We start from the raw sequence: 24903 nt of genomic DNA on the forward strand, positions 1-24903 counted from the left end.
CTGAAGGAAAGAGAGTGGTAAGCCGTCTGCTGTTGTTTCTTTAGAACTATAAAGTCAACAGGACTCCTGGTTATTCTAACCAGCAGTCCTGTTTTTTGTTCCCGGCCGTGAAGTCATTACTTTTGCAGTTCCTTGGGAATTTCCGGTTCATAAGATGTCCACCAACTGTTTGTGCTAATACCGGTTAAAGCAAGCAAATAGGCAATGGAAGCGATTCCGCCAAACATTTTACCCTTCATTTTTTGCCACATTGTTGTCACCTCCTTTCAATAACGTAATCCGCTCGATTCTATCGAAGAGCGCGTATCCCCATGGTGTAACGAGAATGCATTGCCAGGTAATTCCCATAACCGCGATCCATGAAATTTCTTGTAGTTTGTTTATCGTAGAATGTGCAGGTATACACCAAACGGACAAGAGAATAAGAGCAAGATAAGAAATGGATAACCATTTTGACACAGTGATTCTCTTTTTGGAGAATCTTCTATTTCCCCATCTGGCCGGAACATAAAGCCATGTAATCATTGTGCCAAAGAGGAAGAGCGAAAGAAGGATAATGAATTTATTTTCTATAAAAAAGGGCAAAGTGTAAGAAGATAATAGGATTAATAAAACAAAAGAAACAAGACTGATTGTTAAACATTTAAAGAACGTATGCGCATGAACCCCACCTGTAATCATACGAAAGCTGCCGAAAAAGAAAATCATTATGTAAAGTTCCAGTAAGATATGTAAGACCCAGCCGATAATCGTAATCATAACAATTTTAATTAAGGTATTGATTAAAATTTGCAGGCCATAGGACAGAACAGGAAGTGGGTGCCGGGTATCGCTGTGCTTGATGAGCGCTAAAGCGATGGTATCAGCCAGTTTTTTGCTCAATCTTTTTCAGCTCCTTAACCGGAAATGTAATGGTAAATTCGGTTCCGACTTTTTCATTGCTGATGAGACACAGGGTTCCTTTGTTTTTCTCTACTAGACTTGTTACGATTGCCAGTCCCAAACCTGAATGGTTTTGCTTTGTAGAAAATCCGTATTCAAATATTTTCTTTTGTAAATAGATTGGAATAATAGGGCGATAATTTTTCACTTTAATTTGCACTTTGTTGTTTATTTTGATTGTTTCTAAAAGAATTTCATCGCTTGGGTAATCGGCTGCTTTTATAGCATCGGCCGCATTGTCTAATAGATTTCCGATAATTTGATTCAATTCTATCACAGGTATCTCTAATTCAGTCAATGAAGAGGTGAGATGTAAGCGCAACCGAATTTTTTCTTGTGCAAATTGCGCGATCTTTGTTTGCAACAAAGCGCTTAGTTCAGGGTTATCCGAAAGTAAAACTTCATTGATTGATGTGATTTGACCGACCAGCTGTTCGATATAACGTAACAATTTTTCATGTTCTTTTTGTTTGGCCAGAATATATAGCACTTGAATATGATTGGCAAAGTCATGGCGTTGTGAGCGAATCGTTGTAAATAAAGAGGTCATGTTTTTAATCGATTCTTTATAAACCGCTAGTTGGGTTTCATGCCGATTTGATTTGACCAGTTCCTGAATGACTAACAGCGAGAAAGCTTGAAAAATAACGATACAAACAAGGATATATCCTGGGCCGATGTCGCCTTGTTCCAATGTGATGGCTCCGATAATGCCAAACGTATAAAACGCAGAAAATATCCAATATGAACGAAAAGTAAGTTTGTTGGAAGGAATATTTTCTTTGAAAAAGAATATTTTGTATTTTTTAATTATGTATAGAAACAAAGACATTAGGAGCAGATTGGGTAAAGTTCTTGCAAACCATAATAAAGGCTCCATCTGAATTTCTTGTAGCGTTTTATCGTAAAAGTTTGTAAATATACTCATTACAAGAAGTTCATTCATTTGAAGCACAAGTAAAGTGATGACGGAACAAGTAATCAGCGGAAGCAATGGAATCCCCATTCCTTGCTTTACTAAAATGATGAGTATCACAAATTGGAAAAAAGAGCGTAAAGGTAGTGAAAGATCTAACAGTTGTAAAGCTTTCACACTAATTGCGAGAAGAAGCGAAACGATAATATATCTCAATTTACAAGCAGATATATTATAACCTGCTAAAGTAATGCATAGGGCTACAATGAGAAACTCTTCCGGTATAGAGTAGAGGAAAAACATTAAAAGATTCATGCTATGCCGCTCCTTAAATTATACAATATCTCCTGTACACACATAAATATGGATTATATGCTAATTTTTTTATATTATTATTGATAGTCTACTGCGGTGATTTATTCTTGAAAGAGAGCATAAAGCATAACAAAGAAGGGAAAAGAGATTTTGCTTCTTTAATTATATTTTAACATGAATAGCGAGAAGTCCTCTTTCTATCTAGGTGGGGGATGGAATCGCTTTTTTATTTTTCTATCCCTACCTTCTATGATATAGTAGAAAATCATATAAAAGGAGGTGAGTTCAGCAAGCTCTTCTCAATAGAAAGTAGGGTCTACATAGTCAAAACATACAGGTGTTGTGCCACAAGTCACGCATAAAGCGATGCAAAAAGGGGACAGAACCGCCAAGCATTCCTACAAACAAAGGAAATCCTTCAATACAAATGCTAGGCACAAGGCATTAAGGTATTGTTTGTAGACAAATCGTATAGCATTCAAACATGTCCTGTTTGCAAACGCAGAAAGAAAGGATTTACTCGCAACTACCGTTGTCACTGTGGGTATACATCCCATCGGGACATTACATTTACTGTCATTAATAAATCTATTTACAGATGTTAAAGGAGAAAAAAGTTGAACGAAGAAGAGTTTCTTTTGTGTGCGATTGAAGAGGCGAGGGAAGAATTAAATAGAGTAGCTAGCGTTAGGAAATTAACGGACCCAGCGGTAATAGCTATGAGTAAAAAACTGGATAAATTAATTAATCAATATTATTCTTATAAAATAAAGCAAAAAAATACTCCGGAGAGAGGAAACGCTTGATATATAAGGGGTTTTTAACTCTTTTTCTTCTTAAAAATAGGAAATTGACCACATTTTGACCACCTTTAGTCTACTAAAGCTGATTTTGTATTCCTTTTGACTGGATTTTTCATCGCAACGTCGAAGTTTTGAGCAAGGTTTTTTTGCATGTCAGGCAGAATGTGAGAATAAGTATCCAGAGTAATAGTTATGTTAACATGTCCTAGGCGCTCAGATACAATCTTTGGATTTTCGCTAAGTTGTAGCAAAATGGTTGCATGTGTATGCCGGAGATCATGGAAGCGAATAACGGGCAGTTCCCCAATGCCAACCCCGAACATCTCACACAGGGCATCCATCGTATCGAACGGAATCCCTTTTCCCCTGCTGTAGCAGACCGCAGTTAACATTGTCCTGGACAAACCTGTTTGTCTTACAACTTCAGCTAACGTTCTCACTCCATGTTTCGCCATCAGAACCGGTAAGTTCGATTGAATCACTTGAATCACTTGAGTCACCTCCAGCTCCCTGATGAACCACAATGCGAAAGGAATTCAGTATGATACGTTTATTCCTCAAAGTGTCACCGGGAGAATGGTTCATCTACGAGCCATTTAAATTTAGCTTTGAAGTAAAAGAAAAGGAGGGATATTATGTCTTCCATATTATTTATTGGCATTGTTGCAATCTTTGTTTTTTTACTCTTTAAAAATTCATTGATGGAAAAAATCAACGTTGATTATAAAATGATTCAAAAAATGAAACATGCTACATGGTTTCAAAGTCATTGGAGAACTGGAGTATTTTTATTTTTTATTAATGCTGTTCTATTTTTTTTAGTTGGTTTTATTCTTTATTTACTTGCCTATTTCATCATTCCTTTTGTCCATGTAATTATCATGCTCCTTGCTGTAATTGTTAGTGTCTGTTTTTGGATGATAATAAGTAAATCATGGCAAGGGAGTAAGGCTAATCGTTTCAAGGTGGGGTTAGTAGGAAGTAGTTTTTATATTATTTTGAGTTTGGTGTTCGTTTACAGGTTAATGACATTAAAACCTTCGTATCCCGTCGAGGATACCTTTATGGAGTCCATTGGTTTAATATTTGGTATTATAGTGACGATGGTGGCTTTTATCACATGTTTTATCATTATAGCGTTTCCAAAAAGTAATAATTAGTCTTTTAAAAGTGGCTCAAAATAACTATCTTAAACGTTTCTATTTAATTTCATAGTACATTTTTTATCTTGTTAAGGTCCTTCGCGGTAAACTCGGTACCAATAATCAGGAAGAAGAAAGTGAGCTGGGACTGTTAAAAGAAATTCTACAAGAAAAACTAGAACCTGTTAAATAAGCAATAAGAGAGCAAGATTGAAAGTTATTTCATTGAGCTGGTTTTTCTTTTATTGGTTATATTGGTAATCCTATCATTTTTATTTTTTGCATCAGGAGTTATGAATATGTGGAGTTGGATTAAAAAGATATTCAGCTTGTTTGGAAAGAAGAAACAGGAAGATGAACAAACTGAAGAATTGGCAGAACCTCTTACGAACGATAAAAAGGAAGAAAATGAATCTCAAACGCTTACAGATATGGAGCATAAATCGGGAGTAGTAGTATATAGGAAACGACTGCCTAAAGTCCCTGGAAGGAAAAAGGCGAGAAAAACGCCTGTTCATGTAATTGACAAAGAATTACTTAAACTACTTGATCATCGTAATGATTTATCTGTTGAATCTGTCAGTTTATCAGGAAGTTACTCGCCGAAAATCCCTTTACGTACTCATCAAATTCAATTATATAATGCCTTAAAGTATATTCTTTGATTGGAGAAAATACGGTCGATGAAAGCCTAGAGAAGTTATTGGGTGAAAAGCAATATGTCATTCATCAACTTATGGGAACAGGAATGAATCGAGGCGATATGTTGCGTCTTTTGATTGAAGAAGAGGAAAAAGCGTCGTTAGTAATGGCAAATTAAATAAGGACAAAATGGATGAAAAATACAAAATCGTTTTTAAAAATAGGAGTGGCATAAAGTGTATAGAATTTTGCATTGCGGTAAGTCGTTAGAGAACTACTACCTCGAAATCTGGACAAGGTTGGAGCAGTTTTTAAAGGGAATAAAAAAGCCCCTTTCTGTGTAGTTACAGAAGGGGAAGTAAAAGAGGTGTGCCTTATACACTGCTACCTCTATATAGAGGTAGTAAAAAAAGGGAGTCATATTATAAACGGAATAAAAAGGTAGAAAGTTTCAATTTTTTGGATATATAAATAAAAAAATCCCCTCCCGGCCACCAACCGGGTAGGGGTCCCTGCTTACTTCCTATAAAAATAATTTACCATGAGCAGGGGGAATTAGGTATGCAATTATCGTTTTTGCCGAAGATTAACCGGAGGGCTACACAGCGCCGCGTAGAAGAAGCGTTGAAGACGGCACGTATTTATCGTCAGATTGGTTTTGTTCGTCGTGAAATCGAGATGACGCCTGCTTATGAAGCTCGGTATCACGGTGCGACCAATAAGACAAGTGACCAGGTGGCTGAGTTTGCCACATGGAATGTGGACGAGGAAGAAAGGGTCCGAAGGCTTACAGTGCGCGTTGAAAGAGCGGTTAAGCGTCTACCGAAACGTCAGCGTCAAATCATCGAGAAGCGCTATTTAGAAGATGAGGATGTCTTTGATTATATTGTCTGCACAGAGTTAGGAATGTCAGAGAGTACGTATGGAAGACAGAAAGCAAAGGCCGTATATTAGCTTGCATTCATGTTGAATCTGGAAGTATTGGCTGATGAGCCGGTGTCAGCATAAAAAATCCAGTGAAGGCTTTTTTACGGAAAGGTAGTAGCAACATTTTCCTTCAACCTTTCGTTTAGAAAGTAGAAAGCTAAAGGAGGATGTAAACATGAAAAAACAAATGCTAATTGGTTGCTTAGTGGTGTCTTGTGGTTTACTTTCTGTTAATCCTGTCATTGCAGAACCTGTTGCAGCAGCTGTTACAAAACAAAGAGCTGTAGATCCTACACAAATCAAAGCAATAAACGAAAAGAATATCATTTCGTTAATTGTAGAAGCAAAAAAACGATATTTTTACGCTGATGGTGGTGGCAAGGGAAAAATGGAAGTCTTCAATGTAAAAAATTCTGAGTATCGATATCTTTCTTCTGATATTGGCACAAGAAAAAAGCTACTTGATTATTTAATGAAGACATTCACAAAAGAAGCAAGTGAAGCATATATAAAAAAGCGCTTCATTGAGTACAAAGGAAGAATGGCACAGGTAAATGCGGATACAGGAAACATTCTAGAATTTGATAAAGCAACAGCAAAACTGACTAAAAGCTCTTCAACAACTAAGGAATATAAATTATCAATCCCTTATCCTGATAATCAATCAAAACCGGAAATTAAAACAATAAAAGTAAAAAAAGTAAATGGTGTATGGCGAATTGCTACGCCGCCAGAAACGCTTTTTTAAAGAACAGAAGATAGTGTCAGAAGATAAGCGAAGGAGGCCGTTCCGAGGGGAGCGGTCTTATTTATGAAACTTTTTCTTTTTTTTCACGTTTGATTTTATTAGGGAAAGGATGTGAAGAAAATGGAAAAAAACGAGAAGTATCTTAGAGCAAAAAAAAGAGTAAAAGCGCTAAAAGGGTTTTATATTCATTTGGTTGTTTTTATTTTAGTTAACATCGGTTTGTTTTTTATTGATTTGCTATTTTCCCGTGATAGTACTTGGTTTTATTTTCCTTTGTTCGGATGGGGGATTGGACTACTCGCTCACGGCATAACAGTTCTGGGATTTGGAGGATTATTCGGTTCAGAATGGGAGAAAAAGAAAATTCAAGAGTTTATGGACAAGGAATAGGCACCCACGCGGTGCTTTTTATTTTGCTTTGGAGGTGAATGGCAACATGGAAATATGGAAAGTACCAGTAAGTAGCATTAACCCAGCGCAGTATAATCCACGTGTTGAACTGTAGCCTGGAGATGAAGAGTACGAGAAGATGAATCGGAGATTCGCTTATCTGTTTCTCATTTTTTTGAATTTATTCATTCGTGTCCTGAGAAAGTATTATCCAGAATTGGTTGTTTGAAACATCGAAATCTCAAAGCAAATTTATATAACGATATAGGTCAAAATAAATAACGATTGTTGTCGATGTCGTCGACATCTAATCCTGCAAAAAAGGTGGGGGATCGACGACATGTGGTTTTGGTTTAAATACGTATAAACATGGAAGTTGGCGATAGGACGTAAAAAATAGCTTATCATATGGCGTATGTTTATATTTTGGTGTGAGAACTAAAAAAACGTTATGCCGCAAGGGTTCTCATTATGTATGTTTTCATGTAAAATGGGTTTGTAGCTTACCTATGAGGAATTGAAACCAGATTCTTCTTGCGGCAGACGAAAAACCCGAAAAGTTTGTAGCTTACCTATGAGGAATTGAAACTCGTATACTTCGCCAATTCCGCGACCGCGCTCCCCGGTTTGTAGCTTACCTATGAGGAATTGAAACTGATTTATAGAGACTTAAATGGTATCATTAATCATCATTAGATTTATTTGAACGTAGTGGGATATAAAGTTTAACAGTTGTACTTTGTAGTAATTATCTGAACGTAGTGGGAAGAAGGTCGCTGCTTATAGTAGCGGCTTTTTATTTAGAAAAATTTCCCTCATTCCTATCGTAAGAGGGCTTGGGATGTTTAGCTTTTGTACGAGCGAGTGAAAGAGAAGACCCGGCGCAAGGCCGGGTTTTTGTTTGATCACATTTTTGACCACATACTTAGTTTATTTCTTTCCTTTTTATTCTCTCTCCTCTTGCAAAAACTTGAGATAAACAGAGATATTTAATTTTATTTACCTTTGTTTTTCCAAATTGTTTCGCAACCCTTATTCTTATAACATAAAGCAAAAAAATGCTTCGGAGAGAGGAAACGCTTGATATATAAGATTTTTTCTCTGGCCAGAAATGTTTAGACTCATACAAGAGCTCAGGGAAACGCTTGATATATAAGATTTTTTCTCCTTGCGCTGAAGCTCCGCGAGCTTCTTGTTACGCAGGCGGTGAATGCTTCGACTTTTGCGTCTGTTGGGGTCAATCGTAAAATCGTCTACTGCCCACTTTGTGTTGAAATACTTCTTTATGCTTATATGGATAACAGACGTTCACATGCCCTTCCTTTCGGGCCTGATGTGCGCTCGTGGCATATGGCCTGTATGCTCTGGGTGTGTATGAGGAAACGAAGCTTCAAACGTGTACATCATCTTCGAATGGAAAAGCCTCCCCTGCCCCTTTTTGTTTGAAGCAATGCTAACGTAAATCCTGTAAATCCATAGGTTATTCCTCAACTTTCTACAAGTGGTTCGTAATGAAGTATGTATCTGGATTGATAGTATTAGCAGTCATTTTTGTTTTACAATACCATTTTCCAACAAAATAAAGAGTATTAAAATAAAGGGTATTGATGTAAAATATAGAAAATAGAGGCGGTAGAGGTGTTGAATGGTGTTTTCAATAAAAAAGTGGTATCAAAATACAAAAGAAAAGGATAAAATCCGAGTCAATACTTTAGGGAGATTGCTCCATACCTGCACTTTTTTACCTCTAGTCATGTTTTTAATCATGTTCATTCCTAAAAATTATGGGTGGACAGTATTTTTTCTCTTCTCTGTGATTATGATTTTCTTCGGCTATAAAACAGAGGATGCTGTTTTTCGACTTCTAGGTAAATACAGTTTTAAGATTATAAAACAGCCATATTATTATATTATTTCTTTACTTGTGATTTTTAGCTTTGCATACTTTGGATTAGGGATGTTCCATTGAGATTTTTACATACAGTACTTCCTTATCATTAGATCACGTTTTTTACTATGAGAAATTTCCCATTATTGCTTTTAAACAACAGATGAAAGGTTGAGTAAAAAATGAAAAAAGCTTGGGCGATTCTATCAATTCTGGTCACAATGTTAATTTTAGGATCAGTAGAAGCGTATGCATCTGTCGCTTCTCCTCTCACTATTCAAGTCAACGGTTCTACCGTTGCTACGCCACCGGGTATACACGTAGTAAATGGCCAAGTTATGGTTCCTATTCGGTGGGCTGCCGAACAGTTAGGTGCTCGTTCTATCAAATGGGATCCTAAAACACGTGATATATTCATTCAGACAGAAGACGTTACGGATAAGATAGCGAAATTAGCCTCCTATAATAGAGCATTGGAAACATATGAGGCAAGTAAAGAAGCAGAAATGTGGCCTCTTACAGAAAATGCAAAAAAGGCATGGCTTTTTCTTCAAAACCAGCCCTTATTCCATCGCGATCACGAATTGGTTTTGAATCTTCCGGATTCATCTCTTAAACGAGTGATTTCAATTACAGTCAATCGTGAATATGTTTCTTATGCCGTTAATAGTGCGGAAAATCATAATGGGCATTTTTATATTCCTATGGATTGGCTGGAGCAATTATTTTGGGCAGATGTTCAGTATAACAAAGAAACAAATCAACTTTTTATTCAAGCGCCAAACAAAGCGGAGATTGAGCAGCAACTAGCAGCGGTCGAAGATGCTCTTGTTGCTTCTACACCTGAAGAAGCAATGAAGCTATGGGGACGTGGCGAGCAGACACGGAGCGGAGCTCTTCAATACGCTGTATTATCACCAGAGCTTCGGAAAAAGGCTGAAGAACGTGTTCGTGAAAAAAATTGGACAACTGGAGGATCAAGTCCCTGGGTTGGGCCCATCACAGTCAAAGAAGAAAAGAAACTTAGCGAGACAGCCGTAGAATATACAGTGACTTATCCAGAAATCACTTCTTTTGGCTCGACTCTAGGTACTGAAAAATTTATTATCGAAAAACTTACGGTAGATGGTAAAGAAGGATGGTTTATAACAAGGCTGTTGTATGCTAATCCATATTATTCAATCATACCTGGTGAAACACAGCCTATTGAAGAAGAAATAAAGTGGTCTCCATTGCCTGAATAAATCGTTTATGAACCTCTCCCACTTCTATAAGTGGAGGGAGGTTCATTTTTATTTCCAAGTTATTTCGCAACCCTTATTCTAAAAACTAATGCAGGTGTTTTCGAGTTCCATATTGATCGATTGTGCCTGTGAGAAAAAAATATAAGCAAAAACGTAGTCGAATTGTCAATGGTTTATGGTGCATGCTGGAAGATAATGAGGTAAGGGATGTTTAAAAATTTCACAAAACGATCATAGTTTGATAACAATTCATTTTTATAATGTGAAAGGTAACTTCTACGATATTTATATGATAAGTAGAAAGATCCAACGGAAACAAAGAGTGGTGTTTAATAAAGCAGATAACAACCAATTCTATGAAGGAAAGAGGCTATGAAAACGAAAAAAACAGGGATTAAGCAGCTAGTAATGACAGGATTGTTTTCGGTGTCTTTAACAAGTGGATTCGCCCCGTTTTTTTCTGGAACGGCGGAAGCAAGCAGGAATTTTACGGATGTATCCAACGTATCATGGGCAGTACCAAGCATTTATAATCTTTATGAAAAAGGGATAGTAAAAGGAACAACCGCAAACACATTCTCGCCGAACAAAAAGATAACTCGCGCAGAATTTGCTGCGATTTTATCAAGGGCGATAGAAAAAGAAGAAAATATACATACCTTTCCATTTATAGATGTAGCGGAAAGCAGTTGGTACTATAAACCAGTCAAAAAAGCATACCAAATGGGAATCGTTAAAGGTGTATCAGACACCCGCTTCGCTCCAGAGCGTCCGATTACGCGGGAAGAAGCAGCTGTAATTATCGCCCACACGTTTAACTATTCTCATTCCGATCGGCAGTTGCCGTACTTGGACAAAGCCAAAGTGAGTAACTGGGCTATTGATAGCGTACAAGCAGTTGCACAAAGACAAGTTTTTTTAGGAGACGATGGCTATTTCAATCCACAGAAAGAATTAACACGTGCTGAAGCGGCTGTTATATTGCAGAAAGCATTGTTCGGTTCCGTGCCAAAAACAGAACCGGTACGCCAGGTAGCATCTCGTACGGATTCTCGTCTTGATGAGTTGGTGATGCGCAAAGTCGAGCCGTTGCTTGGCACGCCGTATCGTTGGGGTGGTACAACACCTAAAGGATTTGATTGCAGCGGATTTACACAATATGTATACAAATCCCTTGGTGTTGATTTACCACGCACCACAAGCCAGCAATTCGAAAAAGGAACGTCTGTTTCTTTAAAAAACATGCAGCCAGGCGATTTGCTTTTCTTTGATACTGGAGACGGAAAAATATCGCATGTAGGTATCTATGTGGGCCAGGGCCGAATGGCGCATGCAGCCAGTGGTCAGGGCGAGGTGAAGATAAATGATATCGACTGGTATTTGTCTCACTACAAGGTGGTTGGTGTGAAACGATATCTATAGGTATGAACAAAAAAGCGCAGAAGTGTAGGAGACTTTTGCGCTTTTTTTGTATGCCTGGCATGGGTGCTGTCTGTAGGGTGAAAGTCTCGCATGGCGAAGGTAGCAGTCTCTATTTGTCGTATATTAGTGCGCTTCTCCATACAGATTAAGCAGCACAACGCCCAGAATGATAAAAATAATGCCGGTTATTTTTGCCGCCGTCAGCGATTCTTTAAAGAGAAAAACGCCGATAATGGCGATGATCGCTGTTCCCAGACCGGACCAGATAGCATATGCTAAGCTTACATCGATTTTTTTCAATGATATTGTTAAAAAAGAAAGACTGGCCACATAAAAAATGCCCATCATTATGGATGGGAGTATTTTAGTAAATCCCTGTGCAAGTTTCATACATGTCGTTCCGGCGACTTCAAAACCAATCGCAAGAATTAGATAAATCCAATGCATGGATATCTCCCCCTCTCTTATTTTAAGGATAAGTGAACAACTGACTGTTCTCTCGACAGAGCTTTCTGGGTTGAACCGCCAACGAGCATCCATATCTTCATGAGCGTACCCTCCGACAGTTTTCGTCGTACACCATTTTTACCTATTGGTACAGGAATCATTTTACGTAGTAGCTAATTCCCTACCACAACTCCGTATGATTCCGGTATCAAAGAAAAAACGTTCTTACTATACTTATATTATCTTTTGTCTTACTATCCTACAAGGGGATGGTAAGACAAAATTTGCTTGTAAAATTTCCATTTTACAATCTAGTAATTTATTGGTATAATTTTCTTAAGCGCAGGGTCTTTTGGCTGCGCGAAGTTTACAACTGAATCATTTTACTACTAGGGGTGTCCGGGAGTCCGGGCTGAGAATGAAACACGCGTACGTTTCTAAACCCTTGGGACCTGATCTGGATCATACCAGCGTAGGAAAGTAGTTTGCATGCGTAATGTTTGCGTCTTCCCATCTATTGCGGGTGTGCAGATGTTTTGTTAAGAAGAGCCGGGTCCTTGTGAATCCGGCTTTTTTGATATATTCATCCGCGGCACGGTTATGATCCTTGTCTTGTCCTTTTGCAATGTATTCAAATTGGAAAAGGAGGATAAAGGTAGTATGGAACAAGTAAGAAATTTAACTGTCGAAAAATTCCCAAATAGCAAAAAAGTGTATGTGGAAGGGTCAAGGCCCGATATTCGGGTGCCGGTGCGTGAAATTGCCTTAAGCCCTTCAAAAAGCGGAGAGGCGTTGCAGGAAAATAAGCCGGTTCGCGTATACGATACGAGCGGTCCTTATACGGATGAGACGTATAGCGTAAATATAAGGGAAGGATTGCCGAAAATTCGCCGTACTTGGATTGAGGAGCGTGGCGATGTAGAAGAGTATGAAGGAAGAAAAGTAAAGCCGGAAGATAATGGATTTCGTTCGAGTGTCGACCGGGCTGTGCAGGAAGAATTTCCAGGATACACACGCCGTCCGCTTCGTGCAAAGAAAGGAAAAAATGTCACACAGCTTCACTACGCGCGGCGTGGTATCATTACGCCAGAGATGGAGTTTGTCGCTATTCGCGAGAATATGGCCCCCGAATTTGTAAGGCAGGAAGTGGCGGCGGGTCGGGCGATTATTCCAGCGAATATTAATCATCCAGAAAGCGAACCGATGATTATCGGGAGAAATTTTCATGTAAAAATTAATGCGAATATTGGGAATTCAGTCGTTACTTCTTCCATTGAAGAGGAAGTGGAAAAAATGACATGGGCGATTCGCTGGGGTGCCGATACGATTATGGATCTTTCCACCGGCAAAAATATTCATACAATACGCGAGTGGATTATCCGAAATTCTCCGGTTCCGGTCGGTACGGTTCCCATTTATCAAGCATTAGAGAAAGTGGGAGGAAAAGCGGAAGAATTAACATGGGAAATTTATCGGGATACGTTAATTGAGCAGGCTGAACAGGGAGTCGATTATTTTACGATCCACGCCGGGGTATTATTACGCTATATACCGCTCACAGCCAAACGCGTCACAGGAATTGTTTCACGCGGTGGGTCTATTATGGCTGCATGGTGTTTGGCGCATCACCAAGAAAACTTTTTGTATACGCATTTTGAAGAGATCTGCGAGATTATGAAAACGTATGATGTTGCATTTTCGTTAGGGGATGGACTGCGGCCTGGAAGTATTGCTGATGCAAACGATGAAGCGCAGTTTGCTGAGCTGGAAACGCTTGGAGAACTTACCAAAATCGCATGGGAGCATGATGTACAGGTAATGGTGGAAGGGCCTGGACATGTACCCATGCATAAAATTAAGGAAAATATGGATAAGCAACTCGAAATTTGCCAGGAGGCTCCTTTTTATACGTTGGGGCCGTTGACAACAGACATTGCCCCAGGGTATGACCACATTACTTCTGCGATTGGTGCGGCGATGATCGGATGGTACGGAACGTCCATGCTGTGTTATGTTACGCCAAAAGAGCATCTTGGTTTGCCGAACAAGGAAGATGTGCGCCAGGGAGTCGTCACATATAAGATTGCGGCCCACGCAGCGGATCTGGCCAAAGGACATCCCGGAGCACAGGTGCGCGACGACGCTCTTTCAAAGGCGCGGTTTGAGTTTCGCTGGTACGATCAATTCAATCTTTCGCTTGACCCGGAAAGGGCGAGGGAATACCATGATGAAACACTGCCGGCGGAGGGAGCAAAGAACGCTCATTTTTGTTCCATGTGCGGCCCAAAATTTTGTAGTATGCGCATTACACAGGACATTCGGGCGTATGCGGAAAGCAAAGGATTGGATATGCAAGACGCACTGAGTGAAGGGATGAAAGAAAAGGCCAGGGAATTCCGTGAAAGTGGAAGTGAAATTTATCGGTGAAACAAGTAAAAGAAATTGAAAATCGGATCGCAGTGCTATCGAGAGAGATTCTTTTGTTAAAGAAGCAGTTACGGACGATACAGGATACATGTAAACATGATTTTAAAGAAGACGCGTATGTGCGGACATGCAAAAAGTGCGGATTCTCTGAGGCGCTTTATTATTAAGAGTTCAAGAGCTAAGCAAGCTTGAAGGCATCTGCAAAATTTATAATGGCAGATGCCTTTACGTCTTTGGTAAAATTACCTATCTTTTGTTGCTAGAAATCTAGGTGTACTGCTCTAACAGAGTTTCCAATTAACAATATCAGATGGAGGCGGTAACGAGTGTTACCCGTCTTAGAGAGAAAAGAATCAGTCATATTTTGATATTGAAAAAAAAGTTCTAATTGACAAAAAACAAAGAAACGAGTATATTCTAATTAACGAAATTATAGCGACAAAATTAAAATATCGGAAAATGATAAAAAGTTATTTTTTACCCTATTAACGACTATATAACGACAAAACAGGAGGTAACAGAGAATGACCAATAGAATAAAGAAAATAGTCACTCACATTGTAGAAGTACCGCTTAAAAACAAGTGGCAAATTTCTTTGTATTCTGCAAACATAAGACAACATGCTATTGTAGAAGTAATTTTGGAAAATGGCATTCACGGCTTCGGTGAAGCCGCTCCATCTCCGGCCTTCATGGGGGAGACGGCAGAAACAATTAAGCTGGTAAACGACCTTTATTTAGCACCGGCGTTGATTGGCTTGCCTGTTGACGAAATAGCGGTTGCACATACGAAAATGAATCAGGTGATTTACGCACAAACAGCAGCAAAATCAGCGATTGACATCGCGCTTCATGATGCATGGGGAAAAACGTTGAACCAGCCGCTCTATAAATTGATGGGTGGAGAAGCTAGAAAAACGGTTCCACTCACATATGTGGTGGGTATTAAGAATAATGAAGATGCTTACGAAGAAGCCATACGACGAGTGAATGAAGGATTCAACGTGATCAAAATTAAAGTTGGAAATGAGCCGAAAAGAGATATCACTTTAGTGAATCTAATTCGTAAAGCGATAAGCGATTCAGGAAAAGAGGCAAAGATTCGCCTGGATGCGAACCAGGGATATGATGTACCGACTGCAATTAAAGTGATTAAGGAACTTGAGGAGACGGGCGAAATTGAGTCGGTTGAACAGCCAGTTCGAAAATGGAACATTTTCGGTATAAAAGAAATCCGTGAAAAAGTAAAAACACCAATCATGATCGATGAAACGGTCTTTAGCCCTGAAGACGCGATGAATGCCATCAAACTTGGCATCGCTGATATTATCAATTTGAAAGTTTGTAAAGTAGGCGGAATTTATCAATCTCGAAAGATTGCTGCATTGGCGGAAGCGGCAGGAATGTCCTGTACGGTTGGAAGCAACTTGGAGCTCGGTATCGGCATTGCCGCAAGTGCCCAATTTGTTACAAGTACCCCAGTTGTCAAAAATCCGAGCGACTTTATATGTGGAGCTTATTTGCATGAATATGACATTACTGAAACGCCTATGATGGATCTAGTGGAAAACGGAGCGATGAAAGTCTCGGACAAGCCAGGATTAGGCATTGATGTCAACATCTCATTACTTGGGAGAGAGTCTAAATGAACATCTCGATTGAACGACTGCAAAATGATTTAGAAAAGTATGCACGTTATGGAAAAGATCCAAACAACGGCATAACAAGACCAAGTTTTTCGGAAGCGGATTTTGAAGTAAGGGACTTATTTATTAACGAACTCAAACAACTCGGACTTGAAGTAAAAGTGGACGGTGCCTCTAACATATGGGGGTTGATGAAGGGAAATGGTCGAAAAAAGGGAACGATTGTCATTGGTTCTCATCTTGACACCGTACCTAACGGGGGAAAATATGATGGTGCTTTAGGTGTCTTAGTCGCAAAAGAAATCATTCGAACATTAAAAGACCATAATATCATGCTGAATCATGATCTTGAAATTGTATCGTTTACCGCTGAGGAACCAAACGATTTTAATGTGTCTACTATGGGCAGCCGCAGTTTTACTGGAAAATTACTTCCTGAACACCTGATGGATGTGACAGATTCGAAAGGCACACGTTTGGCCGACTGTTTTCAAAAAGCAGGCGGCGGCCTAGAGTATTTTTCCGAAATGGCTCAAGCCAAGAAAGACAAAAAAGCTTTTATTGAGCTTCATATCGAACAAGGTAAACGTTTGGAGCAACAAAATATTTCAGTTGCTTCCGTTGATAAAATTGTCGGTATTTACCGCGATCAAGTGACTGTTATCGGCCAGGCAAATCATGCCGGAACGACGATGATGGAACATCGCTTTGATGCGCTTACAGCAGCGGCAGAAATGGTGCTCATAGCAGAAAAGCTTGGAAGAGAGGATGCGAAAGATACCGTTTGTACGGTTGGAAAGTTTAACGTTTTTCCAAATGCAGCAAATATAATACCGGGAAAAGTAGAGTTTATTCTCGAAGTACGTGGAGAAACGGAAGAAGATATTCAACGGCTTGTAGCCAATATTAAAGCGGAATGGAAAAAGATTAGAAAGGCACGTCAAGTGGACGTTAAAGAGCAAAATATTCTTAACCAAAAACCTGTTCATTTAGATATGGATATTGTTGCTTGTATTGAAAAGGCAGCACAGGAACGTCATGTGCCAATTGTAAGATTGGCAAGTATGGCCGGACATGATGCAAGCCATATGGCTGATATTTCAAAAACGGCGATGATTTTTGTAAAAAGTATCAACGGAAAGAGCCATTGTCCACAAGAATATAGTACCCCGGACGATATTGAAATTGCCAGTAATGTGATGCTTCAAGCTATTTTGAACGTAGATGAGCAACTTGATTAAAACAAAAAAGGAGGATTTTTATGATTCATTCCCCTTCGCTCTGGGGGCTTGTCCCCCTTATCGTTTTTATTATCCTAATATTCAGAAAGTGGAATCCGATCGCTGCCATTTCCGGTGCCATTATTGTTGGAGCGGTTATGAGCGGTGCAAGTTTAATGGATGTTGCAAAGGTCATTGGGAAAAACGGGCTGACAGATTTTATCGCTTATATTGGTCTGGTTATTTTGGCGGGCGGCGGACTTGGAAAAATTGCGGAAAAAACAGGAGTTGCCCGTAATATTGTGTATTTTATTATGAATAAAGTCGGCATTAATACGCCCAATAAAGCAATGATTAGCACAATGATAGCATCATCTTTATTAGCTGCATTATTAGGAACGTTGGCAGGTGCGAATGCCATTGTTGCACCCGTACTTATCCCGGTAGTGGCAGCGGCTGGATTATCATCGAGCGTTGTAGCAATTATTTTTCACGGCGCAGCGGCGGCGGGGATTTTAATCGGACCATTTACTCCGCCAGTAGTTACATTAATGGAATTGACAGGATTAACGTATCCTCAAGTGCTTTTGCATGCTGGTCTTCCGGTTGCCATCATTATATGGTTATGCACATTCGTTTATTCAAAAATGATTCTGAAGAAGTCTCTTATTGAGCATTCTTATCCGGAAGAAGATTTAAGCGGTTTCAATCAGAAAGAACTGGAAGTGGAGCTGAAACAAAAAAAAATTACAACTCAGGCAACAGTTGCCTTTTTAGTAACGCTCATCGCATCTATTGTATACGGTATCATGATTAAAGGCGGATCAACGTATACGATTGTCGTCATTTTATTAACAGCCATTATAACTGGTCTTGCCGGCAGAATGTCACCGAATCAAATTGCTGATACATTTGTAGAAGGTGCAAAACCATTGCTGTGGATCTTCATTCAATTTGTTTTATTTACGCCATTCATTTATTTTACTGAAAAAATGGGAGGTTTTGAAGCGCTTAAAAACTTGCTTCTTCCTTATGTAGAGAATGGCGGACAAGCTACAATGGTGATATTAAGCACGATCGTAAACATTGCGGGTATTCCTGGTGCAGCGGTTGCACACTCCATTCTTATGCATAAGATGTTCATTCCAACTGTCATGGACTTGCATATTCCGATGTCTGTCTGGGTGTTGGCACTACTTGTCGGTTCACAAATGCCGTTCTTCTTGTATCCGACCGGAGATGCTTTAGGAGCAATGGGACTTGCTCGCTCAAAAGATCTTAAGAATGTAATTATCTTCGGGGTGTTTGTAACCATTATTGTCGTTTTATTTATTGTTATACGTGTGTTATTTTTGTAAACTATGACGGATAAAGAGGTGGCTTAATATGGACTGGCAGAAACTTAGAAGAGATGTAGTGTCAAGGCCGGCTATAACTTCCCCAAAATCGCCGTTTTAAAATTCCCCAGAAGGGCTCCTCACGAACCCTTCTGTTTTCGTGATGCAGCCTTCTTTTCCCGTAATCTGTAGCTTTCACCTTTCATGTTAAAGATACGAGAATGATGCAGAAGTCGATCCAACATCGCTGTCGCAATAACTGGATCTCCCAATACTTCTCCCCATTCACCAAATGACTTGTTGGAGGTCATGATGATAGAACCACGTTCATAGCGGCGAGAGATGACTTGAAAAAGATAGTGGGCACTTCCGTGCTCTAGATGCATATAACCCATCTCATCCACAATGAGTAAACTTGGCTTTACGAATGTGCGAAGCTTTTTCTCCAACTTTCCTTCTTGGTCCGCTTTTCGTAACTGGGAGATTAGCTCCTGTGCTGTAATGAAATATACCTTATGCCCTTGTCCAATTGCCTCAAGAGCGATGGAAACGGCAAGATGTGTTTTCCCAATGCCGGGAGGACCAAGAAAGATGAGGTTCTCTTTGTGTTTCAAGAATGAAAGGGTCATCAATTCTCGAATACGCCGTTCATCTACAGAAGTCTGCACAGAGAAGTCAAACTCGTCCAACGTTTTGCGAAACGGTAGTTTCGCCAACTTGAGTAACGTTTCCGTTGTACGTTGATGCTTCTGCGCAATTTCTGCTTCTAGAAGGCTGAATAAAAACGCAGAGTATGGTACATTATTCTTGGCAGCTTGTTCTGCTGCTTCCGACCACATATCGCATATGGTCGGTAAATTTAATCTTTGACAGTACTCTTCGATTTTCTCCATCATGACATCTCACCTCCGGTGAGCTCGTCATATTCAGAAAGCGAACGAGTATGTACCTCAAAATGAGAAGCGGGTTGAGAGCGGCCAACTCCAATGTCCTGTTTCTCATTTTGCTTTTGCGGAAGGAAAATCACGTTCTCGTGAAGCTGTTTGCACGAGATGCGCACTCCTTGATAGTAGGCTGTCACTTGTCCATCTAGGGACTCTTTGACCAGTATCTCTTTTTGTGAGTACTCTGGATCCACAATCCATTTCACGCCACGATAGGAGAACGTCCCGTCGAAATGCGTCTTGCGATAGGAACGATAACTTGTGTCATAGTCCGCTTTCTGGAGAATCGGCTGAAGCTTTTCTTCTGCCCAACGCTCTTGCGGAGAAACCCCTGTCGTATCGTTTTTCTTGCGGTTTCCAACGCGATCCAGCCATCGAAGAAGCTGTTGGTTCAGATCCTCTACCGAATCGTAAGATGTCCCTACATAGAATGAATTTATAATGTACTGAATGGCTCGCTCTACTTTGCCCTTTGTTTGAGCCCTGTAGGGCTTACAAGCCTTCGGAGTGAAGGAGTAGTAAGAGGCAAACTCCGCAAATCGTTCATTCCACTTCACCACACCTTGTTCCCGTCCATCTGTCACAGTCTTCATGTTGTCAAACAAGATATGTTGCGGAACACCGCCAAAATACTTGAAACTATGAATGAGACACTGCATCAAGTGCTCCTGGTCTTGAGACGTTGTCACTTCTGCATACTTCATTCTGGAGTATCCTAATACGGCAACGAACATTGTCAGCTTGACTGGTTCGCCATGTAGGATCACGGTGCCAATTTCTTTCCAGTCTACCTGCATCTGTTCTCCAGGCAACGTTTCATACCGTACGGTATACTTCGCTCTATGCGTATCCCGAAAGGGCTTGATGTAGTCTTTCAGGATCGTTCTTCCCCCTGTATAACCAAGGCTCTGGATTTCTCCATACAGTTTCTCGCTGTTAAACACACCATCTTCTATCATGCGTTTATGCAAGTAGTCTTTATAGCGGTCTAGTTTACTTCCTCGGCTCGTTCGTTTCTTTTTCAAAGGCGGGGAGTTTTCCCCAAGATACTTACGAACTGTTTTTCGATCAATCCCCAACTGCCGGGCAATGTCAGAGATAGACATTCCTTTCCGGTATAACTCCTTGATCATAAAAAATTCCCCTCTCGTAATCATGAACCATAGCTCCTCTCAGATGTCTATGGTTCTTATTGTAGGTTGGGGAATTTTATTCCGGCTATATTGGGGATTTTATCATCGGCTTTAACATGTAGAGAGAATAGTGTCACAAGTCGATGGAAAAGTAAGTGTTGCCATTGAAACAGATGAGGGCCACATTTTGATTAATGCAAATGATCCGCTTCCGTCTGCAAGTTTGATTAAAATTCCAATCATGATTGCAGCATATCGTCAAGCACAAGAAGGTAAATTGAACTTGTTCAGTGAATATTCCTTCCTACCCGAAGATAGGGTAGGAGGGATGGGCGTTCTTTCTCATCTTTCACCTGAACTCCGCTTAACATTAAAAGATCTGATTTCGCTTATGATCATGATTTCTGATAATACGGCAACCAACATGGTCATTCGCAATGTTGGCATGGATACTGTGAATCAGTTAGCGGCTGATTTAAACTGTGGACAAACCGTTTTGGTACGGATGATGATGGATCATGAGGCGGTCAAACGAGGTAAGGATAATATGACATCGGCCAGTGATATCGTTCGCTTTTTGAAGGAGATAGTAGAAGGAAGTATATTAAATGAAGAAAACAAAAAAGCTGTTTATGATACTCTTTTAAACCAACAGTTTCATACAAAATTGCCTGCCTTGATTACAGGCGGTTTTTCCCTTCATGCTACTCTTGCTCATAAAACGGGAGAACTTCCAGGAACCGAACATGATGCTGGCATTTTCTGTTTTAATGGAAAGTATGCTTATGTAGCTGTTTTAACAACAGAACTGTCTGATAATGCTTCTGGCCAACGGGTGATCGCTCAAGTGGGAAAACTTGTTTTTCATTACTTGCGTGCATAAGAACCAAAGGGAAAGGGAAACTTTTATTTGATTTTGTAATTTTTCAGCGGTTTAATATTAAATATAAAGTTTTTTGTACAGAATCGAAAAAGCGAATTTTATGTTAAACAATTTCTTATGATTTTTGTTACCGTTGGAGGATAAAATGGTTGTTCATATTGCAGTGATCGGTTCTGAAAAAATGGTTCATGAAATCATCCGTTTAAATCAGAATGAACGTATCGGTATTAAACCTTTCATTTATGAAAAACCTGAGGAAAGTTTGAAACTTGTTGAAAAAGCAAAGGGCTGTACGGTTCTTTTTTTCACAGGTCCCATTCCCTATTATATGGCAAAAGGTAAAATTGAGGAGTACAATTTGCATGCTGTTTACATTCCCTTTGACGAACTGGCCTTTTCTTTGTCTTTATATCATATACAGCATGCTTTCGGTATTTATCCGTCAAAGCTTTCTATTGATATTCCAAAAAAAGAAGTGGTCTATAATATATTTCATGAATTGGGACTAGACACTACGTCAATTTTTATTAAAGAGTTTGAAGACAAAATGAATCAACATAGGTATACAGATGAGATCGTTCAATTTCATTACGATTTTTGGAAGAAAGGTGAAACTTCATTTGTTTTGACAAGCGTGCAGTCTGTTTACAATGAACTGCAGAAACTAAATATTCCAAGCCTTCGTATGATGATTCCACGAAAAAATATGATCGCTACACTTGAACAAGCTGTAACAATAGGAGAGCTTTTACTAAGTAAATCTTCACAAATTGCGGTTGGAATCGTTCAAATAGCTGATCAACATGATCAGGATCATTATGATGTAAAAGAATTAAAAGCTACTATATTTGGATTTCTTACAGAGTTCGCTCGAAAGATGAATGCGTCCGTTAAAACGGTCGATGAACGCACGTTTATGATTTATGGAACAAGGGGCGGTGTTGAACAGCTAACGGATCGATACCGTGTATTTCCTTTATTGAATCATGTAAAAGAAATGAAAGATGTGAACATCAACTTTGGTTTTGGTTTCGGTATTACGGTGACAGAAGCAGAGGAACATGCGCAAATTGGCTTGTATCATGCAAAAAAACTGAACGAACACAGTGTTTTTATTGTGACGGAAGAAAAGAAAGTTATTGGGCCATTAAATAAAAAGATAACAAAAATGTTTGAGCTGCAGAGTCAGGATGAGCGTATTCTTGCAATAGCTAAAAAAACCGGTATTAGTGTTTCAAGTATATCAAAAATAGTGAATTTTACCAATCTGCGTCACAATCATGGTTTTTCCGCGAATGATCTGGCTGATTACTTGCAGTTAAGCAGGCGCAGTGCGGAGAGAATGTTAAAAATACTTGTAGAGAAGAATTATGCAGAAATATCTGGTGAAGAACAGCCTTATCAAAAAGGAAGACCACGCTCAATTTATAAAATAAACTTCTAGTTGCCGCCATAGCCGCCCAGCTATTATTTCGTTTTCAATTCAGTGAAGAAGATCTGATGCAATTCAGGTCTTTTTTTTATTTAGTGGACACATTTCATTCGTTCCTCTGATTTTTATCTTTATTATTTGTTTTGTGATGCATATCATTTTAGTCAATTTAGGCTGTGTAGTATGTTTATGATTTTATAAATAGGAATAATAAACTATTTATTTTAGTATAATATGACTATAAACAAAGACAAAAAATGATACGGTTGAACTAATTGGTAATCCTTGCTAAAATGTTTCGTGTAGGTTAACAGTATAAAGGAGGAATTTTATGTTTAAACATATCCGCCCTCAAATTTCTGCGCTGAAACTTATAGAAAGAGGAACTAACATCGAGTTTAAGGGAAGATTTAAAGATACACTTGCCTACAATCATTTTACAGAAGAAGATGAAAATACTCTGTTTCAAGTGAGGGAAATAGTACAGGAATCAATCTCAGAAGCCGCTGATCTTTTTCATAAATATCTTATCGAGTTGAAGGAAGAAGGGGAACAGGAGATTCATAGCGAGGAAATCAAACGATACCTCTATATTTTCTTTAACGAAAAAAGGGATAAAGAGTACGTAGATAAAATTATTCCTTTTTTTAATGAACTGCGGATAAGACGTTATAATATAGGAAAGCTAATTGTGGCTTTCAATCAACTACATTTCTTTTTGCAAATGTCTTTATTCTCTAAAAAAACAATTTTGCCATCAACATATTTGCAATTAGCAGAAGCTTTGCAGCGTGCTATTAATATCGAACATCAAGTATTAATTGAGGTGTATACAGAAAAGATTATTGAACAGGTAGCCGAAGGAATTGCACGATTGATGGATAAAAATTCCGAAGTTATGCAAATTAAAGAGCTAGTGAGGCAGCTTGATTTGCAAAATTCGGATATACAAACTGTCACTGCGGCAACGGAAGAAATGAAGGCTTCAATTATAGAAGTTGCAAATAATGCTGCATCTGTAGCAGAAAAAACCAAAACGGCCGTATCGAAAGCGACAGAAGGAAAACAGGTAATTGAAAAGGCACTTAACGATATTGTGCATACAGGAGAAACATTTGAAAGCATTGTCGATAAATTTTCTTCCCTACAAAATCATGTTTCTTCTATCGTCAATGTTGTTGAAATTATTCGAGGGATTGCCGATCAGACCAATTTACTTGCATTAAATGCTTCGATTGAAGCAGCCCGAGCAGGGGAGTATGGACGTGGATTTGCGGTAGTGGCCGATGAGGTACGAAAACTTGCAGAAAGTACGGTTGATTCCTTACATCAGGTTCATGTGAGTGTAGAAAATTTAAAAGTGTTTTCTTCAGATGTATCGAATACTGTCGCGATAACTGCTGAATCGATTAAAAAAGGAGTTGATGAGGCTGAATTGGCTCTTCCTATTTTAACGGAAATTACGGAAGATATTCAGCAAATTAATGAGGCAACCAGCCATACGGCAGCGATTTCCCAACAACAAGCAGCTTCTGTAGATGAAATTTCGCAACGCATGGTATCCATTAGCAAGCTCGCAGAAGAGATTGAAGAGTTAGGAAAGGATACAGGGAAAACTGTATATGAACTTAGTAAAATGACAGAGTTATTACGAACAGAAGTGTTCCATAATAATATTAAGTTGTCTACCAGGGCATTATTACAGCTAGCAAAGACAGACCATATTTTATGGAAATGGCGTATTTACAATATGATTCTTGGATATGAGATAGTACGTCCGGAAGATGTGTCTTCTCATAAGGTTTGTAGACTGGGTAAATGGTATTTTGATGCTACGACCCGTGAAAGATTGGAGAGTTATAAAAGTTTTAATTTATTAGATGTTCCACATCAACAGGTACATGAACAGGCACGATTAGCTGCGGAATCGTATAAGAATGGAAATATTCTTCAAGCCGAAAACCATTTGCGCTTACTTTCTAAAGCCTCTGAGGAAGTGTTATCGTACATTGATGATTTGTTAAAGTCGTTAGAATAAAAGCAAGTAGAGCTGTC

The 24903-nt window shown here is 39.2% G+C and carries 24 protein-coding genes and 1 riboswitch; of the genes, 17 read left to right on the forward strand and 7 right to left on the reverse strand.

What is annotated here, in order from left to right; all coding sequences use genetic code 11:
- Positions 1-116 precede the first annotated feature (116 nt).
- From ACH33_RS18655 to ACH33_RS08340, 3 genes are read right to left on the reverse strand one after another with little or no spacing between them, the layout of a single operon-like run.
- Entirely contained in the window at positions 117-251 is a 135-nt protein-coding gene (locus ACH33_RS18655; RefSeq protein WP_082705956.1) for a cyclic lactone autoinducer peptide, read from the reverse strand.
- Positions 229-882 carry an accessory gene regulator ArgB-like protein gene (locus tag ACH33_RS08335; protein ID WP_057898598.1) on the reverse strand — a complete coding sequence of 218 codons (654 nt, stop codon included), beginning with the start codon at positions 880-882 and terminating at the stop codon, positions 229-231. Before ACH33_RS08335 ends, ACH33_RS18655 begins: the two co-directional genes overlap by 23 nt.
- Entirely contained in the window at positions 863-2173 is a 1311-nt protein-coding gene (locus ACH33_RS08340; RefSeq protein ID WP_057898599.1) for a sensor histidine kinase, read from the reverse strand. Before ACH33_RS08340 ends, ACH33_RS08335 begins: the two co-directional genes overlap by 20 nt.
- Positions 2174-2616: 443 nt before the next feature.
- Between ACH33_RS08340 and ACH33_RS20545 the strand changes: the two genes are divergently transcribed.
- Positions 2617-2778, forward strand: a complete 162-nt coding sequence (locus tag ACH33_RS20545; protein WP_082705957.1) for a zinc ribbon domain-containing protein — start codon at positions 2617-2619, stop codon at positions 2776-2778.
- Between the two features lie 12 nt (positions 2779-2790).
- Positions 2791-2979, forward strand: a complete 189-nt coding sequence (locus ACH33_RS08345) for an aspartyl-phosphate phosphatase Spo0E family protein (RefSeq protein ID WP_057898600.1) — start codon at positions 2791-2793, stop codon at positions 2977-2979.
- Positions 2980-3044: 65 nt separating this feature from the next.
- Here ACH33_RS08345 and ACH33_RS20345 read toward each other — a convergent pair whose 3' ends face one another.
- On the reverse strand, positions 3045-3458 hold the full coding sequence (locus ACH33_RS20345; protein WP_257721590.1) for a helix-turn-helix domain-containing protein: 414 nt from the start codon (positions 3456-3458) through the stop codon (positions 3045-3047).
- Positions 3459-3611: 153 nt separating this feature from the next.
- Between ACH33_RS20345 and ACH33_RS08355 the strand changes: the two genes are divergently transcribed.
- From ACH33_RS08355 to ACH33_RS08390, 7 genes are all read left to right on the forward strand, one after another.
- A complete protein-coding gene (locus ACH33_RS08355; protein ID WP_057898601.1) occupies positions 3612-4136 on the forward strand; it encodes a hypothetical protein in 525 nt (174 codons plus the stop codon).
- 281 nt (positions 4137-4417) lie between these two features.
- Positions 4418-4783, forward strand: a complete 366-nt coding sequence (locus tag ACH33_RS08360; protein ID WP_057898602.1) for a hypothetical protein — start codon at positions 4418-4420, stop codon at positions 4781-4783.
- A gap of 538 nt (positions 4784-5321) precedes the next feature.
- Positions 5322-5714, forward strand: coding sequence for an ArpU family phage packaging/lysis transcriptional regulator (locus ACH33_RS08365; protein ID WP_057898603.1), 393 nt, complete (start codon positions 5322-5324; stop codon positions 5712-5714).
- 148 nt (positions 5715-5862) lie between these two features.
- The gene (locus tag ACH33_RS08370; protein WP_057898604.1) at positions 5863-6435 is read left to right on the forward strand and encodes a DL-endopeptidase inhibitor IseA family protein; all 573 of its coding nucleotides are present in this window, start codon (positions 5863-5865) and stop codon (positions 6433-6435) included.
- 120 nt (positions 6436-6555) lie between these two features.
- Complete coding sequence (locus tag ACH33_RS08375; protein ID WP_057898605.1) at positions 6556-6825, forward strand: 2TM domain-containing protein; 270 nt, start codon at positions 6556-6558, stop codon at positions 6823-6825.
- A gap of 2070 nt (positions 6826-8895) precedes the next feature.
- Positions 8896-9957 carry a stalk domain-containing protein gene (locus ACH33_RS08385; protein WP_057898607.1) on the forward strand — a complete coding sequence of 354 codons (1062 nt, stop codon included), beginning with the start codon at positions 8896-8898 and terminating at the stop codon, positions 9955-9957.
- A 372-nt stretch (positions 9958-10329) separates the two neighbouring features.
- The gene (locus tag ACH33_RS08390; RefSeq protein WP_057898608.1) at positions 10330-11379 is read left to right on the forward strand and encodes an S-layer homology domain-containing protein; all 1050 of its coding nucleotides are present in this window, start codon (positions 10330-10332) and stop codon (positions 11377-11379) included.
- Positions 11380-11502: 123 nt separating this feature from the next.
- Here the strand turns inward: ACH33_RS08390 and ACH33_RS08395 are convergent, their stop codons facing one another.
- The gene (locus ACH33_RS08395; protein WP_057898609.1) at positions 11503-11826 is read right to left on the reverse strand and encodes a DMT family transporter; all 324 of its coding nucleotides are present in this window, start codon (positions 11824-11826) and stop codon (positions 11503-11505) included.
- Between the two features lie 381 nt (positions 11827-12207).
- Positions 12208-12322, forward strand: a riboswitch (TPP riboswitch).
- A gap of 164 nt (positions 12323-12486) precedes the next feature.
- Here ACH33_RS08395 and thiC point away from each other — a divergent pair.
- The 5 genes from thiC to ACH33_RS08415 all read left to right on the forward strand — a co-directional run bounded on the left by thiC (position 12487) and on the right by ACH33_RS08415 (position 18477).
- Positions 12487-14253, forward strand: coding sequence for a phosphomethylpyrimidine synthase ThiC (gene thiC / locus ACH33_RS08400; protein ID WP_057898610.1), 1767 nt, complete (start codon positions 12487-12489; stop codon positions 14251-14253).
- Positions 14250-14420 (forward strand): hypothetical protein, encoded by a 171-nt coding sequence (locus ACH33_RS19185; RefSeq protein ID WP_156424022.1) that lies wholly within the window; start codon positions 14250-14252, stop codon positions 14418-14420. The genes thiC and ACH33_RS19185 overlap by 4 nt, the downstream gene beginning before the upstream one ends.
- A gap of 357 nt (positions 14421-14777) precedes the next feature.
- A complete protein-coding gene (locus tag ACH33_RS08405) occupies positions 14778-15902 on the forward strand; it encodes a mandelate racemase/muconate lactonizing enzyme family protein (RefSeq protein ID WP_057898611.1) in 1125 nt (374 codons plus the stop codon).
- Positions 15899-17140, forward strand: a complete 1242-nt coding sequence (locus ACH33_RS08410; protein ID WP_057898612.1) for a Zn-dependent hydrolase — start codon at positions 15899-15901, stop codon at positions 17138-17140. The genes ACH33_RS08405 and ACH33_RS08410 overlap by 4 nt, the downstream gene beginning before the upstream one ends.
- 20 nt (positions 17141-17160) lie before the next feature.
- On the forward strand, positions 17161-18477 hold the full coding sequence (locus ACH33_RS08415) for a hypothetical protein (protein WP_057898613.1): 1317 nt from the start codon (positions 17161-17163) through the stop codon (positions 18475-18477).
- A gap of 119 nt (positions 18478-18596) precedes the next feature.
- Here the strand turns inward: ACH33_RS08415 and istB are convergent, their stop codons facing one another.
- Both istB and istA read right to left on the reverse strand, forming a co-directional pair.
- The gene (gene istB / locus ACH33_RS08420; RefSeq protein ID WP_057897355.1) at positions 18597-19352 is read right to left on the reverse strand and encodes an IS21-like element helper ATPase IstB; all 756 of its coding nucleotides are present in this window, start codon (positions 19350-19352) and stop codon (positions 18597-18599) included.
- A complete protein-coding gene (istA, locus tag ACH33_RS08425; protein ID WP_057897356.1) occupies positions 19349-20557 on the reverse strand; it encodes an IS21 family transposase in 1209 nt (402 codons plus the stop codon). Before istA ends, istB begins: the two co-directional genes overlap by 4 nt.
- Before the next feature lie 106 nt (positions 20558-20663).
- Between istA and ACH33_RS08430 the strand changes: the two genes are divergently transcribed.
- The 3 genes from ACH33_RS08430 to ACH33_RS08440 all read left to right on the forward strand — a co-directional run bounded on the left by ACH33_RS08430 (position 20664) and on the right by ACH33_RS08440 (position 24886).
- Positions 20664-21416 (forward strand): serine hydrolase, encoded by a 753-nt coding sequence (locus ACH33_RS08430; RefSeq protein ID WP_057898614.1) that lies wholly within the window; start codon positions 20664-20666, stop codon positions 21414-21416.
- A 145-nt stretch (positions 21417-21561) separates the two neighbouring features.
- Positions 21562-22860 carry a hypothetical protein gene (locus ACH33_RS08435; protein ID WP_057898615.1) on the forward strand — a complete coding sequence of 433 codons (1299 nt, stop codon included), beginning with the start codon at positions 21562-21564 and terminating at the stop codon, positions 22858-22860.
- Positions 22861-23179: 319 nt separating this feature from the next.
- Entirely contained in the window at positions 23180-24886 is a 1707-nt protein-coding gene (locus ACH33_RS08440) for a globin-coupled sensor protein (RefSeq protein ID WP_057898616.1), read from the forward strand.
- The last annotated feature ends 17 nt before the right edge of the window (positions 24887-24903 follow it).

Origin of the sequence: Aneurinibacillus sp. XH2, from assembly GCF_001439585.2 — a bacterium.
Classification (GTDB): Bacteria; Bacillota; Bacilli; order Aneurinibacillales; family Aneurinibacillaceae; genus Aneurinibacillus; species Aneurinibacillus thermoaerophilus.

Coding starts and splice junctions, on each gene's coding strand:
- ACH33_RS18655 (WP_082705956.1), bottom strand. CDS start 251: ATGTGGCAAAAAATGAAGGGTAAAATGTTTGGCGGAATCGCTTCCATT.
- ACH33_RS08340 (WP_057898599.1), bottom strand. CDS start 2,173: ATGAATCTTTTAATGTTTTTCCTCTACTCTATACCGGAAGAGTTTCTC.
- ACH33_RS08355 (WP_057898601.1), top strand. CDS start 3,612: ATGTCTTCCATATTATTTATTGGCATTGTTGCAATCTTTGTTTTTTTA.
- ACH33_RS08360 (WP_057898602.1), top strand. CDS start 4,418: ATGTGGAGTTGGATTAAAAAGATATTCAGCTTGTTTGGAAAGAAGAAA.
- ACH33_RS08365 (WP_057898603.1), top strand. CDS start 5,322: ATGCAATTATCGTTTTTGCCGAAGATTAACCGGAGGGCTACACAGCGC.
- ACH33_RS08370 (WP_057898604.1), top strand. CDS start 5,863: ATGAAAAAACAAATGCTAATTGGTTGCTTAGTGGTGTCTTGTGGTTTA.
- ACH33_RS08375 (WP_057898605.1), top strand. CDS start 6,556: ATGGAAAAAAACGAGAAGTATCTTAGAGCAAAAAAAAGAGTAAAAGCG.
- ACH33_RS08385 (WP_057898607.1), top strand. CDS start 8,896: ATGAAAAAAGCTTGGGCGATTCTATCAATTCTGGTCACAATGTTAATT.
- ACH33_RS08390 (WP_057898608.1), top strand. CDS start 10,330: ATGAAAACGAAAAAAACAGGGATTAAGCAGCTAGTAATGACAGGATTG.
- ACH33_RS08395 (WP_057898609.1), bottom strand. CDS start 11,826: ATGCATTGGATTTATCTAATTCTTGCGATTGGTTTTGAAGTCGCCGGA.
- thiC (WP_057898610.1), top strand. CDS start 12,487: ATGGAACAAGTAAGAAATTTAACTGTCGAAAAATTCCCAAATAGCAAA.
- ACH33_RS08405 (WP_057898611.1), top strand. CDS start 14,778: ATGACCAATAGAATAAAGAAAATAGTCACTCACATTGTAGAAGTACCG.
- ACH33_RS08410 (WP_057898612.1), top strand. CDS start 15,899: ATGAACATCTCGATTGAACGACTGCAAAATGATTTAGAAAAGTATGCA.
- ACH33_RS08415 (WP_057898613.1), top strand. CDS start 17,161: ATGATTCATTCCCCTTCGCTCTGGGGGCTTGTCCCCCTTATCGTTTTT.
- istB (WP_057897355.1), bottom strand. CDS start 19,352: ATGATGGAGAAAATCGAAGAGTACTGTCAAAGATTAAATTTACCGACC.
- istA (WP_057897356.1), bottom strand. CDS start 20,557: ATGATTACGAGAGGGGAATTTTTTATGATCAAGGAGTTATACCGGAAA.
- ACH33_RS08435 (WP_057898615.1), top strand. CDS start 21,562: ATGGTTGTTCATATTGCAGTGATCGGTTCTGAAAAAATGGTTCATGAA.
- ACH33_RS08440 (WP_057898616.1), top strand. CDS start 23,180: ATGTTTAAACATATCCGCCCTCAAATTTCTGCGCTGAAACTTATAGAA.